The organism is Pseudomonas sp. H11T01, assembly GCF_048515765.1.
GTDB lineage: Bacteria > Pseudomonadota > Gammaproteobacteria > Pseudomonadales > Pseudomonadaceae > Aquipseudomonas.
In genome coordinates this window covers 289,803-307,089 of record NZ_JBLYED010000005.1, presented here as the reverse complement: position 1 = coordinate 307,089, position 17,287 = coordinate 289,803, and the positions used below count along the sequence as shown (strand labels likewise).

General features: G+C 60.2%; 15 protein-coding genes. 6 read left to right on the top strand and 9 right to left on the bottom strand.

Annotated features, from left to right (window positions below):
- The first annotated feature begins 50 nt into the window (after nt 1-50).
- Nucleotides 51-1,295 carry a cytochrome c biogenesis protein DipZ gene (locus ACN1C3_RS09360; protein WP_419115527.1) on the top strand — a complete coding sequence of 415 codons (1,245 nt, stop codon included), beginning with the start codon at nt 51-53 and terminating at the stop codon, nt 1,293-1,295.
- A 411-nt stretch (nt 1,296-1,706) separates the two neighbouring features.
- Here ACN1C3_RS09360 and ACN1C3_RS09355 read toward each other — a convergent pair whose 3' ends face one another.
- Entirely contained in the window at nt 1,707-2,222 is a 516-nt protein-coding gene (locus tag ACN1C3_RS09355; RefSeq protein WP_419115526.1) for a DoxX family protein, read from the bottom strand.
- A 312-nt stretch (nt 2,223-2,534) separates the two neighbouring features.
- Entirely contained in the window at nt 2,535-2,678 is a 144-nt protein-coding gene (locus ACN1C3_RS09350; RefSeq protein WP_419115525.1) for a hypothetical protein, read from the bottom strand.
- Between the two features lie 227 nt (nt 2,679-2,905).
- On the opposite strand from ACN1C3_RS09350, the gene ACN1C3_RS09345 reads away from it, so the two are divergent.
- From ACN1C3_RS09345 to ACN1C3_RS09330, 4 genes are all read left to right on the top strand, one after another.
- Complete coding sequence (locus tag ACN1C3_RS09345) at nt 2,906-3,727, top strand: aldo/keto reductase (RefSeq protein WP_419115524.1); 822 nt, start codon at nt 2,906-2,908, stop codon at nt 3,725-3,727.
- Nucleotides 3,728-3,761: 34 nt separating this feature from the next.
- Nucleotides 3,762-4,190 (top strand): DUF1810 domain-containing protein, encoded by a 429-nt coding sequence (locus ACN1C3_RS09340; protein WP_419115523.1) that lies wholly within the window; start codon nt 3,762-3,764, stop codon nt 4,188-4,190.
- A gap of 90 nt (nt 4,191-4,280) precedes the next feature.
- The gene (locus tag ACN1C3_RS09335; protein WP_419115522.1) at nt 4,281-4,439 is read left to right on the top strand and encodes a hypothetical protein; all 159 of its coding nucleotides are present in this window, start codon (nt 4,281-4,283) and stop codon (nt 4,437-4,439) included.
- A 105-nt stretch (nt 4,440-4,544) separates the two neighbouring features.
- On the top strand, nt 4,545-5,009 hold the full coding sequence (locus ACN1C3_RS09330; RefSeq protein ID WP_419115521.1) for a hypothetical protein: 465 nt from the start codon (nt 4,545-4,547) through the stop codon (nt 5,007-5,009).
- Between the two features lie 13 nt (nt 5,010-5,022).
- Here ACN1C3_RS09330 and ACN1C3_RS09325 read toward each other — a convergent pair whose 3' ends face one another.
- From ACN1C3_RS09325 to ACN1C3_RS09295, 7 genes are all read right to left on the bottom strand, one after another.
- Entirely contained in the window at nt 5,023-5,814 is a 792-nt protein-coding gene (locus tag ACN1C3_RS09325; protein ID WP_419115520.1) for a ChbG/HpnK family deacetylase, read from the bottom strand.
- A gap of 108 nt (nt 5,815-5,922) precedes the next feature.
- On the bottom strand, nt 5,923-6,612 hold the full coding sequence (locus ACN1C3_RS09320) for an N-acetyltransferase (RefSeq protein ID WP_419115519.1): 690 nt from the start codon (nt 6,610-6,612) through the stop codon (nt 5,923-5,925).
- A 15-nt stretch (nt 6,613-6,627) separates the two neighbouring features.
- Complete coding sequence (locus tag ACN1C3_RS09315; RefSeq protein ID WP_419115518.1) at nt 6,628-7,638, bottom strand: polysaccharide deacetylase family protein; 1,011 nt, start codon at nt 7,636-7,638, stop codon at nt 6,628-6,630.
- 9 nt (nt 7,639-7,647) lie between these two features.
- Complete coding sequence (locus ACN1C3_RS09310) at nt 7,648-8,784, bottom strand: glycosyltransferase family 2 protein (protein WP_419115517.1); 1,137 nt, start codon at nt 8,782-8,784, stop codon at nt 7,648-7,650.
- Nucleotides 8,777-9,745, bottom strand: coding sequence for a glycosyltransferase (locus ACN1C3_RS09305; RefSeq protein ID WP_419115516.1), 969 nt, complete (start codon nt 9,743-9,745; stop codon nt 8,777-8,779). Before ACN1C3_RS09305 ends, ACN1C3_RS09310 begins: the two co-directional genes overlap by 8 nt.
- An 88-nt stretch (nt 9,746-9,833) precedes the next feature.
- Nucleotides 9,834-10,922 (bottom strand): glycosyltransferase family 4 protein, encoded by a 1,089-nt coding sequence (locus ACN1C3_RS09300; RefSeq protein ID WP_419115515.1) that lies wholly within the window; start codon nt 10,920-10,922, stop codon nt 9,834-9,836.
- A gap of 89 nt (nt 10,923-11,011) precedes the next feature.
- Entirely contained in the window at nt 11,012-11,749 is a 738-nt protein-coding gene (locus ACN1C3_RS09295) for a sugar transferase (RefSeq protein WP_419115514.1), read from the bottom strand.
- 716 nt (nt 11,750-12,465) lie between these two features.
- On the opposite strand from ACN1C3_RS09295, the gene ACN1C3_RS09290 reads away from it, so the two are divergent.
- On the top strand, nt 12,466-17,286 hold the full coding sequence (locus tag ACN1C3_RS09290; RefSeq protein WP_419115562.1) for an RHS repeat-associated core domain-containing protein: 4,821 nt from the start codon (nt 12,466-12,468) through the stop codon (nt 17,284-17,286).
- Nucleotide 17,287: the final 1 nt, after the last annotated feature.

The following is a 17,287-nucleotide window of genomic DNA, read 5'->3' as shown; positions in this document are numbered from 1 at the left end:
GCATGCCGCATAGCGGCGTGCCTCGTCCGCATATTTCGCAGGTGATTCCCATGCTACTCATTGCTTTTCTGGGCGGGATATTGACTGTCCTCAGCCCGTGTATTCTTCCGGTCGTGCCTTTCCTGTTTGCCCGTGCGAGCCACACACGCTCTTCAGTCTTTCTCACCTTGAGCGGCATGGTATTGACCTTCGCGCTGGTATCAAGCGTCGCGGTGGTGAGCAGCGATTGGGTTGTCCAGGCCAATAACACGGGGCGGTATTTGGCCTTGATCGTCATGGTGCTGTTCGCCTTGTCGCTGATTTTCGCCAAGGTCGGGACCTGGCTGGCGCGTCCCTTCGTCATGCTCGGTAACCACATCGATCCCGCCAGCCGCAAGATGTCCGGGCCGTTAGCATCGGTGCTGGTAGGTGTCGCAACAGGTTTGCTCTGGGCGCCTTGCGCCGGGCCGATCCTCGGGGTGATCCTCACCGGCGCCATGCTCCAGGGTGCGAGCGCAGAAACCAGCCTGTTGCTGTTGGCCTATGGCGTTGGCAGCGCACTGTCCCTGGGGACGCTGATCTTCGCCGGCCGAGGCCTGGTCAGCCGATTGAAACCCTCGATACCGGTCACCGGCTGGCTGAGACGCGGGGCGGGTTGCGCGGTGCTGCTGTCGGCGGTGGTCATTGCCACCGGGACCGATAACACACTGCTTGCCGGCACCTCTTCCGAGGGCGCCACAGCCGTTGAGCAAAGTATCCTGGAAGTGGTCCCCAAGGCTGTCGACTATCTCGTCAGCAAAGTCAGCGCTGCGTCATCAATGGAATTGGGAGCCAAGGGCAGCATGCCCTCACTGTCCGGTGCGGTCGAGTGGCTGAACTCTGCGCCTCTGAGTAGCGAGTCACTGCGTGGCAAAGTGGTCCTGGTGGACTTCTGGACCTACAACTGCATCAACTGCCAGCACACTCTGCCGTATGTGAACGACTGGGCGAAGAAGTACGAGAAGGACGGGCTGGTGGTGATTGGTGTCCATACGCCTGAGTACGGCTACGAGAAAATCATCGGTAACGTCCGTCAGCAGGTCAAGCAGCTCGGCATTGGTTACCCGGTCGCTATCGACAACAACTATGCGATCTGGCGCGCCTTCGACAACCAGTACTGGCCCGCCCATTACCTGATTGATGCCAAGGGACAAGTACGCTATAGCCACTTTGGTGAAGGCAGCTACGCCCAGCAAGAGAAGGTGATTGAACAGCTGCTGGAGGAGGCGAGGGCTGACAGCAAAGCAACGGGCGACACCCCTGGAGCGGCGACGTAAAGCACGAAGCTTCGATTCTGATTGCGCTTGAAATAATTGGCCCGGCGAAAGTCGGGCTTTTTTGCGTCTGTCAGGGCTCGCCAAAATACTGGTCAGCCAAGAGAAGCCTTCGACGTAACCAGAGACGTTCGGCGCGGGCGGGATTGCCAGGAATGCTGCAGGCTGCGATCTGTTGATCTTCTGACGAACCTACCTGACTGCCATCCGGGCTTGCCCTAGTGCCAGTCAGTTAAAGGGATTTCAGGTTCAGCGCTGTCCCCCTACGGTTCGCGTAGCGTTGCCCCTCTCGCAAAGATGGCGTCCGCAAGAGCCAAGCGTCATCTAAACAAAAAGCCCCCGTTGCCTTGCGGCAGCGGGGGCTTTTTGTGTCTGTTCGGGATCGCCAAAATATCAATCAGTTAAGAGAAACCTTCAACGTGTTTGCCGACGCCACCAGCATCGTTCGAGGAACGCATCCATGCTCAGCTTGCCGGCGCCCGTGAGCAGAAGCGGCAGCAGTGCTGCGAGATAGATCACGGGCAGTTTGAAGTTGCCGTGGCCTTTGTTGCTGATGGCATAGCCTTGGGCAAGTTCGCTCAAGGTCGACCAATCGGCTGGCCAGTGAACGGCGGCGGTTGCTACGACGGTGACCACTATCAGAATGAATGCCGAGAGACGTGTTCCCAAGCCCACAAGCAGGGCAATAGCGCAGAGTAATTCTGCCCACATGGAGAGCTCCCAGTTCAGCGTGGCCGGAACGTGGTTAAAAGGAAACGGGAAAGCCGCCTGGATGTCCTGGAACCAGTTTTGACCGTTCCATTTCTCCAACCCAGACTCGAAAAACTCCCACGCCAGAAAAGTGCGCAGGCTCAGCGGTGCGATCCAGTCTCCAGCTCGATCAAGGTTAAGGTGCAGCCCCTTCAAGGCTGATGAGAGAGTTGCCTGCATTTTCTTGAACTCCTTTGAACCATTGTCAGGGAAGTGGGGACACGCCCGGCGCCCCCACCGATCTACAGGCGTAGTTCATCAAGCAGGTGTATCCGGCATGTGTCCATTGGCGTGACTAAAGTGGAGTGGGTGTATCGCGATGGCAGCTATACACAATGAGATACAAGCAGCCGCCGCCCGCGCGGAACCGCCGGGTAAAAATCGAGTGAATACTCCGCTAATCACTACGGTCAACTGACCTCTGGAAAACCGCTTTCCCCAAGACGAAAAAAAGCCCGCGGGATGGGCGGGCTAAACTGCAATGTGGCTCAGCTAAAACGATAAAGCGCTAGTCACGGCGATAGTCGTCTCCTCTGCGGTCATCGTCGCGACGGTCATACGAATCCCGGTCTCTATGATGGCGATGGTCGTGATCATAGCGGCCGTCTCGATCGTAATCCCGATCGCGATAGTCATGGTAGAAGCATCCCGAGGACGCCAGGATCGCAGCCACCAAGGCCAGTCTTGAAAAGCAAGTAAGCACGGTTGTCTCCTTATGCGCGGGTTATTTGCCCGAGTCCTGCTAGGACAATGCTTTTGCTGATTCGTTAGACCTCATGACGATAAATCTGACTGCCCGTATTGAACCCCTTTGCTTAACTGATGCCTCATTCATAAGCATCGGATTTCATCTGGAGGTTGCAATGCGAACGCTCGATCTGGCCGGCGTATCCGTCCCTGTCATCGGCCAAGGGACCTGGCGCATGGGCGAGGATCCGCACCAGCGCGCCAATGAAGTGGCAGCATTGCAATCAGGCATTGATCTGGGCATGACGCTGATCGACACCGCAGAAATGTACGCTGAGGGCGGCGCAGAGGAAGTGGTCGGGGAAGCGATCGCAGGCCAGCGCGATCGGGTGTTTCTGGTCAGTAAGGTCTACCCGCACAACGCCAGTCGCAAAGGCATCCCCCACGCGTGCGAGGCCAGCCTGAAGCGTTTGGGCACCGACCATATCGATCTGTACTTGCTGCATTGGCGCGGACAATATCCCCTCGAAGAGACCGTCGAGGCCTTCGAACGCTTGCGCGAAGCCGGCAAGATTAACCGTTGGGGCGTCTCCAATTTCGACGTGGCGGATCTGCAAGAGCTGGCATCCCCGGCCTGTGCAACCAATCAGGTGCTCTACAACATCGAACAGCGCGGCATCGAATTTGACCTGTTGCCCTGGTGGCAGCAGCACAGCCTGCCGCTGATGGCGTACTGCCCGATCGCCCAGGGAGGAGAACTCCTGAATAGCCCGACGCTCAAGCACATCGCCCACCGTCATGGTGTGACTCCCGCCCAAGTGTCGCTGGCCTGGGTGTTGCGTCAGGAGGGGGTCATCGCCATCCCCAAAGCCGTCAGGTTTGAGCATGTCCGGCTAAATGCCGAAGCGGCCACATTGAAGCTGGACGCAGAGGATCTGCAGGCGATTGACCGGGTGTTCTGCGCCCCGAAGCGCAAGCATCCACTGGCAATGGTATGAGTCAATGCATGACACCTGAGGGGAGTGTGCTGACATGAGAAGCACTGATGATCTCTTTCGCCTGCAGCGTTTCGTTCAAGCGCAGGATCCGGTTTTTGATCGAGTCCAGGCCGAGCTGCGCAGCGGGCATAAGCGCAGCCACTGGATGTGGTTTATCTTCCCCCAATACGCCGGCCTGGGTCACAGCGACATGTCACGTCATTTTGCCATTAGCTCCCTTGATGAGGCTGCGGCCTATCTGCGTCATCCGGTACTTGGCCCGCGTCTGGACGACTGCACCCGGCTGGTGACACAACTTCAGGGACAATCAATCCAGTCGATATTCGGAGCGCCGGATTACTTGAAATTCCGTTCTTGCATGACCCTCTTCGAGCGTGTCGCTGTCGACGGCACTATTTTTCGTGCAGCGCTGGAGCAGTATTTCGAGGGTCAAGCCGATCAGCGCACGCTGTCGTTGATATAGAGAATCGATTTCATTGCGATCCAGCGCTAACCGGATGAGTTTGTCCTATCCTTAATACTGACGAGAAATCCTTAAGGAATGGAGGCAGGTATGGCAACCGAACACAAACCCCGAGAGCCAAATGATCCGTCCAGGGAAGATGATGAAGAAGCTACAGAGCAAGAAAATCCGCCACCACAAACCTGGAAGCATCCAGATGATGGCAAAAGTCTGTCAGATCTGGATGAAGAGCGGCCACTGAAGCCCTGATACTCGTCAAAAAAGCCCCGTCACTGTGCGGGGCTTTTTCGTCTATTTGATGCAGGTACGGCTTGCGGTGACATATTGAAAGTCCGAGCCGGCCGGGAGTTTGCCATGAGATATCAATCGATAACGGAAGAGCAGTGGGCCACCGTCACATCCGCCGCCGAAGAGGCGCAACAGCTTAAAATATATGCTGTCGGGTTGACGAAAAGGCTGAAGGCGCTATTCGATGACGATCACCCCAAAAAAAGTTGGGGGGTAACATTTGAGATACTTGAAGACGGTACTTCCTGGCGTATTGAGTCGCCCTTTGGTGTCGCCAGAGCCCATCTCAGGATTTTCACCAATGAAGCCGGGATGTACGCAAAGTACGTCATTGAAAGACAGGGCAAGGACCCAAAGGATGAGCCGATTTGGCAGCAGGTATGGGCCCTGCATGTAACGCTGCAAGGCATGGTTCATCCTGGGGAAGAAGGGGGAGAGCCGATCAACCTCAGGACTTCTTCTTTAAACCATTCGGACGACGCGATGGTGCATTTGGGGCTTTCCTTGCTCTATGCGTTAGGGCAGGAGTAGGGCTGAACTTCAATTATTCCAGCGCGGTGGCCAATCCCGTCGGCACTTTGCCTGCCGCGCCGTAAGGAACTCGTGGGACGTCCAACAGGCGGCACTCCAGCACCTGAGTCAACGATTCCCCGGGGCTCAGATAGGTATCGCCGAAGTCGGCGCCGAGCAGGTTGGGATGGATGATGACCTCAAGCAGGCCGGTGGTCGGTGGTGGGGCATTACGCAGATCGGCTGGGGTGCAGACATGGTCGGCGGTGGCGCCGGCGAGGTTGCGCAGACGCCGGTTGAGCAAGGTTTTGAACAGGCGTTTGCCGGGCCCGATGTTTTGCCCCAGGTTGCGCGCCAAGCGTATGGGGACGCTTTGGCTGGCGGCGAAGCGGGCAACGATTTCGCCGATTGGCCAGATATTGTGGACGTGGTGGTGCGAGTCCAGGTGACTGGGTTGCAAACCCATCTCCAGGCAGCGTTGCCATTGCGCCTCCAGCTCTTCCTGCACAGCCTGCCGGGCCGAGCGGCCGAGCCACAGGCTGTGGCGAGACAAATCCAGATCGAACTCGCCATGGTCGGTGCAGAAGATCGGTTGTTCGAGAATGGCTTCGCTGAGCGGATAGCCATAGGTCAGGTTGAAGTGCAGACCGATTCGCCCTTGCAGCAGCGGGTGTTTTGCGATGGCGCAGGCGGCGGCAAACGCCGGCATGTTGGCCATCGCCGTGGCGGAGCTGATCAGCCCGGTCTGGAAGGCCCGCAGGATCACCGCGTTCTCGTTCTCGCTGAGGCCGAAATCGTCAGCGTTGACTATGACTTGCTGAGGCATTTTCGCCCTCCAGCGGGTGGGTGATTGGCGCGGCGCCTTTGTGGGTAACGGCCGGGAAGTCTGCGGCGCATAGCGAAGTGCGCCATTGGAAATGCACAGACATGCCGGTCAGACCCCAGGTGCCGCGACGGTGGGCATGCCAGGTCTACGCAAGGCGTCCAGTCGCGAGCCGCTGTAGCGGGTTTCGCGGAAGAAGCGCCAGAGCCCGAACAAACCATACACATGCATGACCCGGCCTTGCTCTTTATAACCCATGCGGATGTGCAGTTTCAGGGTTGCGATGTTATGGGTTTCGCACACATCCACCACCTTTTTACAGCCCTTCGCTTGCATGGTTTTCCACAGATCGAGCTGGAAATCCACCGAGAGGGTGCTGCCCCAGTAGGCGTGGATTTGTTCGCCGCCGAACTCGAAAAACTCGCCCGCTTTGACCGGGAACCGGCAGCCGTAATAGTGGCGATCGTAGTAGTCGCCATTGCTGCCCCAGATGAAGGCGACCGCGTTGCCCTGGTCGTCCAGGTACATGTGCCCGGTATGGCCCTCACTAGCCAGTTCGGCCATGGTCCCCACACGGTCGCCGAAGTGTTTGGCAAAGGCCCCGGCATTCTGCGCCGTGATGGTTTCCAGGCGTAACGGTGAGTAGGGTCTGAGCGTGTGCGGCGGTATCGGGCTAACCAGATCGCGCTCCATCCACAACAATTCCCAATGGAAAAACACAAAGCGCTTCCACAGTGTAGTGAACGTCTGGCGCAAGCCTTTTTGTGTGATGCGTTCTTTGAGCTTTTGCAATGCACTCATGTTGCCTCCTGCGGCTCATGCGAGGCCGCCCTTGCTGATGCGCCACGCCAGCAGCGAAGGGCGGCTGGCAGTGCGCTGGCTGACACCGATGCGCGGCAGTGCCAGTGGGTCGCTGTTGCCGCGATAGATGCCGGCGCTGGTGCTCAAAGCGTAGGTGTAGCGATGCGCAACAAGCCGTTGGCGGACACGCTCGTCGTGGTCACCATTGGGGTAGCAATAAACCGGCAGCGGCTGTCGGCAACCCTGCAGCAACGCATCGTGGCTACGGCTCAGTTCCTGGTCCAGGTGAATGTCATCGAGCCCGGTGAGGGTCGCGTGGCTGGCGCCGTGTGGACCGAAGCGGATCAACCCGGTTTTTTCCAGGGTACGCACTTGCTGCCAGTCCAGTGCCTGGGGCAGCGACTCCCTTGGGCAATTGTCGTTGAGGGTGTCGAGGTCCTGCGGCGACAGGCTTTTCAGACTATCCAGATAATTGGCCAGGGCCAGGCTGCGCTGCTGTTCATTGCCATTGAACAGGATAACGGGTGGCAGCGGCCGGCCGATCCGTTCCAGGTGTTCGATCAGCCGTTGACGCGGGGTGCTGCCATAGATGCCCCACAAGGTTTCACCCAGGCTTTCCCACCAGTAGCGCTGGTGACTGCCAATGAAGTCGGTGGACAGAAAGATACTCGCCGGCACCTGGTGCTGCAGCAGCAGCGGAAAGGCATTCAAGGCGTTGTCACGCCAACCATCATCGAAGGTCAGGGCGACTTTTGGCCGTGCCGACGCATTTGGATGGGCGTCGGCTTGCAGCAGCTCCATCAGCGTCACACAGTCGAAATGGTGCTTGAGCCAGTGCAGCAAATGCTCGAATGCACGGGGGCCAACGCACAGCTCATTGCGATGGGGCAGCTCGGCGCTGCGGTCGTCGGCGAGCACTCGATGCAACAACAGGATCACTCCGGCGCCGCCCAATTGACGGCGGCCCCGGGGGGAGTTCAGGTACAACCAGCCGCTGGCACGTTTGATACTGGTCTTGATCGGCATGTCAGGCACTCATCGAGTCTGGTCGGGGTTCCACTGGTTGTAGCTGTGCCCGCGCAAGAACTGCCACAGGCCGACGCTCATGCCGGCCAGGGTCACCAGCACGAACGCGGCGAGGCGAAACGGCTTGGGCAAGCGGTGACGCACGTCCAGCAGGCCGGCCACGGCGAAGGCGTAGCCGAGCAACTGGGCGGCCAGGGTCAGGCGGTAGAAGCCATGCTCATCGAGCAGCCAGAGGTTGGCCACTAGCAAGGGCAGCAACAGTACCGGCGCCAGCCGGCGGATCAGCTTGTGGCTGATCAACGCGATGGCGTACAGGCCATGGCGCAGCGGGTTGAGCAGCTCACGCCGGGCCGCCAGGCTGATCAGGCCGCCGACGGTGACGCGCTGGCGGCGGCTGAACTGTCGGTCGGCCTCGTCCACGCCTTGATCGAGCACCTTGGCGTCGTCGACATAGACGACGCGCTTGCCCGCGACCGGTGCGCAGGTGTTGATAAAGAAATCGTCGTTGACCAGGGCTGGAATCGGTTGGTACAGCTCGCGGCGCAACGCCTGCAGGGCACCGTCGGCCGAGACCGTGCAGCCGGTGCGGCTTTCCACCCGGCGCAGCCAGGCTTCGTAGTGGCGGTACAGGCTTTCGCCCAGGCTCAGGCCTGAGCCTGGGACGGGGATGTTCATGTTGCCGACGGTACCACCGACCTCAGGGTCGGCAAACGGCGCCAGCATCCGCTGCAAGGTGCCGTCGATCCAGTGAACATCGGCATCGGTAAACACCAGGATATCGCCTGTGCAGCGGCTGACAGCGGCGTTGAGCACACTGTTCTTGCCTTGGCGAGGCAGGTCGAGCACCTCGATGCGCGGGTCGTCGAAGCTGCGCGCCAGGGCCACGGTCTGATCGGTGGAGCCGTCGCTGGCGACGATGATCTGCAAGCTGGCGGTGTGATAGTCCTGGGCCAGCAGATTGCACAGTTTGTTCTCGATATTGCGTTGCTCATTGTGCGCGGCAACCACCACGCTGACCCGTTGCGCAGGCAAGGGCGCTGGCCTGCGTCGAGGAAAAAACGGCCCAGCGACCGTCAGCAGCAGCGGGTAACCCAGGTAGGCGTACACCGGCAGCAACAGGCACAACCAGAAAATGAGTTTAGCCACGGGCAGGTCTCCTGGCGTTCCAATGACAATGGCTGAGGACGAAGGCCACACCGGCCAGGTGCAGGCGCAACCCGTGCAGGCCCCAGAGTTGCAGCGTCAAACTGGGGTCGCGGTGTTTCAGGCTCTGGCCCAGGCTAAGCGCCAGTGCTGGCAGACTGCTGATCAGCAAAAACGCCAGGGTCAGGTGCACCTTTCCATAGAGCAGTGCCGACAGCGCCATGCCGTCCAGCACCCAGGCACCGAGAGAGAGCAGGGGAAAGCGCAGCAAGCGCAGGCTCACACCGTGGTTGCGCAGCAGTTGCAGATGACTGCCCTGGCGCCACATTTCCTTGCCCAGCCACTCGCGCCAACTGCTCTCGTATCCCCAATGCAACGCCACGCATTCGTTGACTGCCATTAACCGTGCGCCGGTCTTGCCCAGACGCAGGGTCAAGTCCTTGTCTTCGCCGGTGCGCAATTCTTCGTTGAAACCGCCGATACGCACGAACCATTCGCGGGGCATCAACAGGTTGGCGGACGGTAGCCATTGCACCGCAATTGCGGACTGACCATTGGCCTTGTCGGTGCGGCGTTGCCAGGCATGGGCAAACCACGGCGCCTGAGCGGGCGTTTGCAGGTCCAGCGCGAGCACATCGGCCTGGCCGCTGGACTGCAGATCAATCAGCAGTGTCAGCCAGTTTTGCGGCATCTCGATGTCGGCATCGAGGAACGCCAGCCAGTCGCCGGTGGCCAGCGCCGCACCGCGATTGCGCAGGGCTCCAATGTGCAGACCGGGCTGGCTCAGCACTTGGGCGCCGAGGTTGCGGGCAATCTGTGGCCCTTGATCCTGGGAGCCGTTGTCGACCACGATCAGCTCGTACTCAAGCCCGGCGACTTTCGCTGCCAGACGCGCAGCCTGCAAGGTGCGGGCGATGTGCTGCGCCTCGTTGTACATAGGGACGACGACGCTGATGCTGTTCATGCCTGACGCTCCGGCAGCGGGCTTTGTTCAACCTTCAGTCGCAGTACCCAGGACAGCGCGAGCATGATCCACAGGTACTGAGGAATAATCACGCGCGAGCCTCCCGTGCAGTACGGATATAAAGTTGCGACCAACGTTCGGCCAGGGCCGGCAGGTCGTAACGGTCGAGCTGGGTACGGCGGGCATTTTCTGCCAGTAGCCGAGCCCGCTTTTTGTCGCCCAGCAAGGTTGCGATCTGGCGGGCCAGCGCAGCGCTGTCTGTGGGTGCGGCAAGCAAGCCGTTGTGCCGATCCTCAATCACATCGGGAATCCCGCCCACGCCGAACGCCACCACTGGCACGCCGGCTTGCATGGCTTCGAGCAGAATCATCGGTGTGCCTTCGGTGCGCGAACTGATCACCAGTGCATCGAGTTTCGTCCACCAGGCACACATACCGTTCTGGTAGCCCGGCAGCTGAATGCGATCCAACAATCCGGCAGCGCTGATCCGTGCGAGCAAGGTCTTGCGTTCGGGGCCGTCGCCGAGCATCACCGCGTGCAGCTCGGGGTGCTGCCGGCACAGCGGGATCAGCGCATCGAGAAATAAATCCGGGCCTTTCTCGCTGCTCAACCGCCCGACATAACCGGCCAGCCAGCGCTGGTGATCGGCCGTGCGCTGGCGCAGGGCGGTGGCGGCCGGCAGACCATTGGGGATCACATGCAGCTTTTCTGCCCGGACACTGGCGCGGCGATGCAGCACGGCGATGCTTTCGGCGACACAGACCACCCGGTCGACCGAGGACGTACGGCACAGTTGCACGCTCAGCCAGGTGTAGAAGCGTTGCTTGCGACTGCGCGGCGTGAAGCCGTGTTGGGTAATCACCAGCGGCAGGCGCCACAGCGTAGCGCCCACCCAGCCAAACAACAGGCCTTTGAAGTTATGGGTATTGATCAACGGGCGTTCGTCACGGCGTTGGCGCAGGTGCCGCAACAGTTCGCCCAGCCCCGAGCAGCCGCGACAATCGACACCCGCGTCATGAAAGCGCGCGATCAGCTCGGGTGTCGCATCGAGGAACAGCACCTGGTGCTGTCCTGGCGTCGCCAGGCAATGGTCGAGCAACATCCGCTCAGCCCCGTAGAAGCCACCGCTGCTGAGCAGATGGACGATCGGCAGCGCAGGGGTGAGCGGCGCGTTCAATGACGCACCCAATGCATGACGCTCGGCACCGACCAGTTCGGGTTCGCGATGGTCAAGCTTTTGGTGGATGAACCGTCCATTTAACTCGCTCAGTGGCCGCTGAATACTTTGAAGGGGGTTTTCAACAGGATCTTCACATCAAGCATGAGGCTTTGTTCTGCGATGTAACTCAGGTCCAGCTCCACGCGTTGGTCGAAGTCGATATTGCTGCGCCCGGAGATCTGCCAGAGGCCGGTCATCCCGGGGTAGATGCTCAGCCGCATGAGGTGGTTATCCTTGTAACGGTAAGCATTGAAAGAGGTGGGGCGAGGACCCACCAGACGCATGTCGCCGCAGACCACGTTGATCAGATTGGGCAACTCGTCCAGGCTGCTACGGCGCAACCAGCGACCGATCTTCGTGACCCGCGGATCCTGGTCGATTTTGAAGTCGATGGCATCGACGCCATGTTTGTTCAGGTGGCGCACGGACTCTTTGAGTGCTTCGGCGTTGGCCACCATGGTGCGGAACTTGAACATGCCGAAACCACGCCCGCGAAACCCGGTGCGTTTCTGAACGAACAGAACAGGGCCGGAGCTGGTCAGCTTGACGATCAGGGTCAGTGTCAGCAGAAGGGGCGAGAGCAGTACCAGCAGTACCAGCGCACCCAGGCAGGCCAGCACGCGATTGGTTCGTGACAAGGTCCAGGGACGACCGCCATCGTGGCCGGTGATCCAGCCGCGGCCCTGCCTGTGGATCGCGGCATCAAGGCGCATGCGATGATTGGGATCCATGCGTTTGTCCGGATGTAGCTCATTGAGCTGCACACCTTCTTGTTGACCGGTCATACCCTTCTCCGTTTCTGCACAGGTACTGCCAGTGACGAAGTCCCACTTTCAAGCGGTGCCTCTACGACGGCTTGAATCAGGCAAACGTAGCCCGTACCGAGTACGCACAAATCCATATCGGCGCGCCTCGCAACGAGCAGTGGATGTAACTTGGATAAGACGTAGGAGTGGGTATAGACCAGCGTGGGCAAAACGTGTCAACGAAATGACATGTTCTTCGTGGCTGGGAAATCCTAGCGTTTTAGGCGCTTTGCCATCAGGGGCTTTGTGGTCGCGGCTTTGATACGTTTTTGAATCAGAGAAAGCCTGATAATTTAAACGACGATCGGTCGTATGGCCTGATCTGTATGGCTCTTGGCGCTAGGAGGGTGTCAGATTTGAGTCACCTGTTTTTTGACGCGCTCATGGATGAAACAGCACCTTGCACTGCGTGGTGCGACGCTGGTGCCTGAACAGATGAGTGATCAAGAGGGTGCAGACGAATAGCTGTCGTCAATTAATTGACTTCCTGTGCCCGCTGATTTTTACCGTTTGATTTAGAGAAAAATCCTACTCGCCTTCTCGAACTTCCCCGACTTTATTCCCCCTCCATCCCCTGCAAAGTCTCGCGCCCTATACCACCCACGCGAGGGATTGCGGATGTACACCTCAGCTACCTGCCTGCCCGGGAAACGGGCGTTGTGAAGACCTCCATCGGCTTGCTGGTCTTCGCCGCCATGGACCCGAAAAACCCCGACATCAATTCCGTCCTCAACGACTTCAAACACTGCCTCAACGATTATCAGGCCTGGGCCGAAAGCTTCTGGACCGGCTGGGCACTGGATGTCGAGCAAGTGTTCAAGGTTGGCGACGAAGTCAGTCTCGTCGCTCCCAAAAACTCCCGCACGCCGGTCAGCACGACGGTCGCAATGTGCCCCGCCAGCGGGCCATTGACTCTGGTGCACATGTTCCAGACTGCGCGCTTCGTGCCCATCGGCAACACGCAGGTGATGCTCGAACCGGTCATCAATGGCCGCAACGCAGACGTGGTGGTCGGCGAGCCGATTCACAAAACCATCGGCCCCAGCGGCATCCTCGAAATCCCCGAATGCTGGCGCGGCAGTCGCTATCGCATCACCTTTTTTCCCAACGTTTCCCAGGATCACGTCAAGGCGCTGTACGCCTCTTATCAAGGGGTGATCGGTGAACTTGAAGGCTGGTTGCGCAATGAGTGGACAAGCCAGTTTCAGCCGTTGTGGGCGAGCTATTCCCAGGCCGATCTGCTTGAGCGCTACCGCGCCTTGCACAAAGCCGACTGGCGGGGCTTCGAGAATGCCTTGTTCGGTTTATGGGATGACGTTCAGCAGCTCTACCAGTTGTTGGCCGACCTGAAACCGAACAGCGAAAAGCTCCTCGAGTACCTGACCCAGGTCGAACTCGACACGCTGCTGAGCGCCTCAAAGGAAGCCATTGCCAACGGCCTGCTGGTGCTCAGCGATGAGCCGCTGCAGTTCGTCTACCTGTCGGCCATCGTCAGTTGGCTACGGATGCTGCCACCGCCTTACCTCATAGAAGTATTGGCTGAAGTTCGCAGCGAAGTGCTGATCAATCTTTTGCTGATCAGCTGCACTGCGGGTATTGGCTTCAAGCTGCGCATGAGCACCAAGGTCCTGAGCAAGATCAAGTCCGGCCGCGCTCGACAGTGGTTTGCGCAGCTGGGCGAAAAGCTCGCCGAACTCACCAGCGACCATCGCCTTGCCACCCACGCCGACACCCTCAAGCCGCTGATGCTCAACGCCCGGGGCGCACCGCTCGCACCCACCCCAAGCGTCCCGCTCAAGATCGCGCCCATTGATCCGCTCCACCCCGGCAACACACCGACACTGGAAGTGAAAAACCCAGCTGCTCTGGCTCGGGACAAGACCGGGCGCATGACCAGTCTGAGCAAAAAAGAACACCACGACGACGCCCCCCACCAGGCGAAAAACCCCAACGGCGACAGCGCCGACACCGCCAGTAAAACCGCCACCCACGGCTGCCCGGTGTCGATGGTCACCGGCGAAGAACTGCTGACCCTGACCGATGGCGAACTGGACGGGGTGCTGTCGTTTAGCTGGACCCGGCTGTACCGCAGCAGTGCCGTGGAGCTCGATTGCGGCCTCGGTTTTGGCTGGAGCCATGCGCTGGCGCAGCGCCTGGAGATCAGCGGCGATGCGGTGATCTGGACCGACCAGGAGAACCGTCGCACCACCTTTCCGCTGCCGAGTGTCGAGCGCCCGGCGATCCACAACAGCCTGTCGCGGGCGGCGATTTATCTGGGCGACGAGCCGGAAGAACTGATCCTCGCCCAGGCCGGCGACGCGGCACGGTTCTACCACTTTCGCGCGGGTCGGCTGAACGCCATCAGTGATGCCTACGGCAACCGCCTGCAGATCACCCGCGATATCCACGACCGGATCAATCGCCTCGACAACGGCGCCGGCCGCGCCTTGCGCCTGCGCTACGACCGCGCGCACATCATCGCCGTCGACTACCAAAGCTTTCACCCGGCGGACCACCTCGAGGCGTGCTGGCGCACCGAGCAGACGCTGGTCAGCTACCACTATGACGAGCGTCAACGGCTGGTCGAGGCGACCAACGCCGCCGGTGAATGCGAGCGCTACGACTACGACGATCAGCAGGTCATCCTCCAGCGGCAACTGGCCGGTGGCGCGAGCTTTTTCTGGGAATGGGAACGGGTCGGCAAAGCGGCGCGCTGCATCCGGCACTGGGCGAGTTTTGCGCAGATGGACGCGCGCTACGTCTGGGATGAGCAGGGCAGCGTCAGCGTCCGGCACGCTGACGGCAGCGAAGAAGTGTACGTCCACGATGAGCAGGCGCGACTGGTGCGCAAGGTCGAGCCGGACGGCGCCGAACACCGCAAGGCCTACGACGAGCAGGGCCGGTTGACCGCCGAGCAGGACCCGCTCGGTGCCGTCACCGAGTATGTGTATGACGACGCCGGCCGCCTCAGCGCAGTATTGCCCGCCGAGGACGAACCGACGGCGTTTGAGTACCGCGACGGCCATCTGCACCGCCGTCAGCGCGGCCAGGCGCAGTGGACCTACCAGCGCAATGCGCAGGGCGACATCACCCGGCAGACCGACCCAAGCGGTCAGGTCACCCAGTACCACTACGACGCCCAGGGTCGGCTGCTGTCGATCCGTCATCCGGACCACAGCCTCCACACGTTGGCTTGGAATGCGCTCGGGCAACTGATCGAAGAGATGTTGCCGGACGGCGGCCAGCGCCGGTATGCCTATGACGTCCGCGGCCGGCAGATCTACCGTCAGGACGAGCACGGCGCGGTCACCCGCTACCAGTGGGATGCCGTGGGCCGGCTGCTGCAGACCACCTTGCCCGGCGGCGCGACCCGCGCCTTCAGCTACAACGCCTACGGCAAAGTCACCGCCGAGCGCGATGAACTGGGACGCGTCACCCGCTACGAGTACGCCGACGACCTGCACCTGGTCAGCCGCCGGATCAACCCCGACGGCAGCCAGCTGCGCTACCGCTACGACAACGCGCGCTTGCTGCTCAGCGAGATCGAAAACGAAGTCGGCGAACGCTATCAGCTCGAGTACGGCGCCAACGGGCTGATCCGGCAGGAAACCGGGTTTGACGGGCGGCGCACCGCGTACGCCTACGACCTCAAGGGTCAGTTGCTGGAGAAGACCGAGTTTGGCGAGGACGGCAGTCAGCTGCTCACCGCTTATGCACGCGATGCTCACGGCCGGCTGACCCGCAAGACCCTGCCTGATGGCAACACCGTTGAGTACTGCTACGACGGCCTCGGCCGACTGGTCAGTGTCGACGACGGCCACGACTGGCCGCTGGAATTCGAGTACGACCGGCACGACCGGCTGATCACCGAGCATCAAGGCTGGGGCACGTTGCGCTATCGCTACGACGCCTGCGGCCGGCTCAACCACCTGCGCCTGCCGGACAACAACCAGCTCGACTACCACCACGCCGAGGGCGGCAGCCTCAGCGCCATCGACCTCAACGGCGCCCGGCTGACCAGCCACCAGTTCCGCGCCGGTCGCGAACAACAACGCCAGCAAGGCCTGCTGCTCAGCCAGTACCAATACGACGAACAGGGCCGTTTGCAGGCCCACGCCGTCAGCCAGCCAGAAGGTGGACTGTATCGCCGGCATTACACTTATGCCGCGAACGGCAATCTGGCCCTCATCAGCGACAGCCGCCACGGCCAGCGGGTGTACCACTACGACCCGCTGGACCGGCTGATCAGCGTCCGCCATCCCCACGGCGAACGCCCGGAACACTTCAGCCACGACCCGGCCGGCAACCTGCTGATCCACGACCGCCCCGGCCCCACCAGCCTCAAAGGCAACCGCCTGCTGATGCAGGGCGACCGCCACTACGACTACGACGCCTACGGCAACCTGATCCGCGAACGCCGCGGCACCGCACACAAAATCATCACCGAGTACCGCTACGACTGTCAGCACCGCCTCATCGGCGTGACCCTGCCCGACGGCAGTATTGCGAGCTACCGCTACGACGCCTTCGGCCGCCGCATTCGCAAAACCGTGGACGACCAGAGCACCGAATTTTTCTGGCAAGGCGAGCAACTGATCGCCGAACGCAGCAGCAGTCATTACCGCAGCTACGTTTACGAACCCGGCAGCTTCCGCCCCCTGGCGCTGCTCGACGGCGAAGGCCCCAGCAAGGCCCGCCCGCTCTACTACCAACTCGACCACCTCGGCACCCCGCAGGAACTCACCGCCCATAACGGCGAAATCGTCTGGTCGGCGACCTACAGCGCCTACGGAAAACTCACCCGCCTCAACCAGGCCGCCAAAGAACCACTCGAGCAACCGCTGCGCTTCCAGGGCCAGTACTACGACCCGGAAACCGGCCTGCACTACAACCGCCATCGCTACTACAATCCAGACATCGGCCGCTACCTGACGCCGGACCCGAGCAAGCTGGCCGGCGGGCTGAACGGCTACCAGTACACCCCGAATCCGACGGGGTGGGTGGATCCGTTGGGGCTCAACGCCAATTGCCCGCCGGGGAACAAGAAGGGTGGATGCGCGTTACCGGATGGCGTTAGCAAGGCTAAGGTTGATGAGGGGGAGCCGAAGCTACCTTCATCAAAGGGGAAAGAGGGATATTTATACCGTGGCGATGACCGTCACCCAGATGAGATTTTTGAACACGGTTTTAAAAGTAAGGGAGACAGCAATGATTTGCTCCTTCACTCTATCGATAGCGATAACCCACCGAGCAACTTCATTAGTACTTCTCCTGATAAAAACGTAGGAATTGCCTTTGCGACTGGTTTTAATACGAGAGGTGGATTTCTGTACGCACTGCGAAAAATTCCGGGTAGGGATCTAAAAAAAGAACTCGGAAAAAAATACAAGTTTGATAACGAAAAGGAAATAGCAATTCCAGACAAGATTAAAAGAGAGGATATCCTCGGGGCAACCCCTATTGGAGCTGACGGCCGCAGTGCTAGGTACTCCATCCCAAATCCATATAGGAAATAAA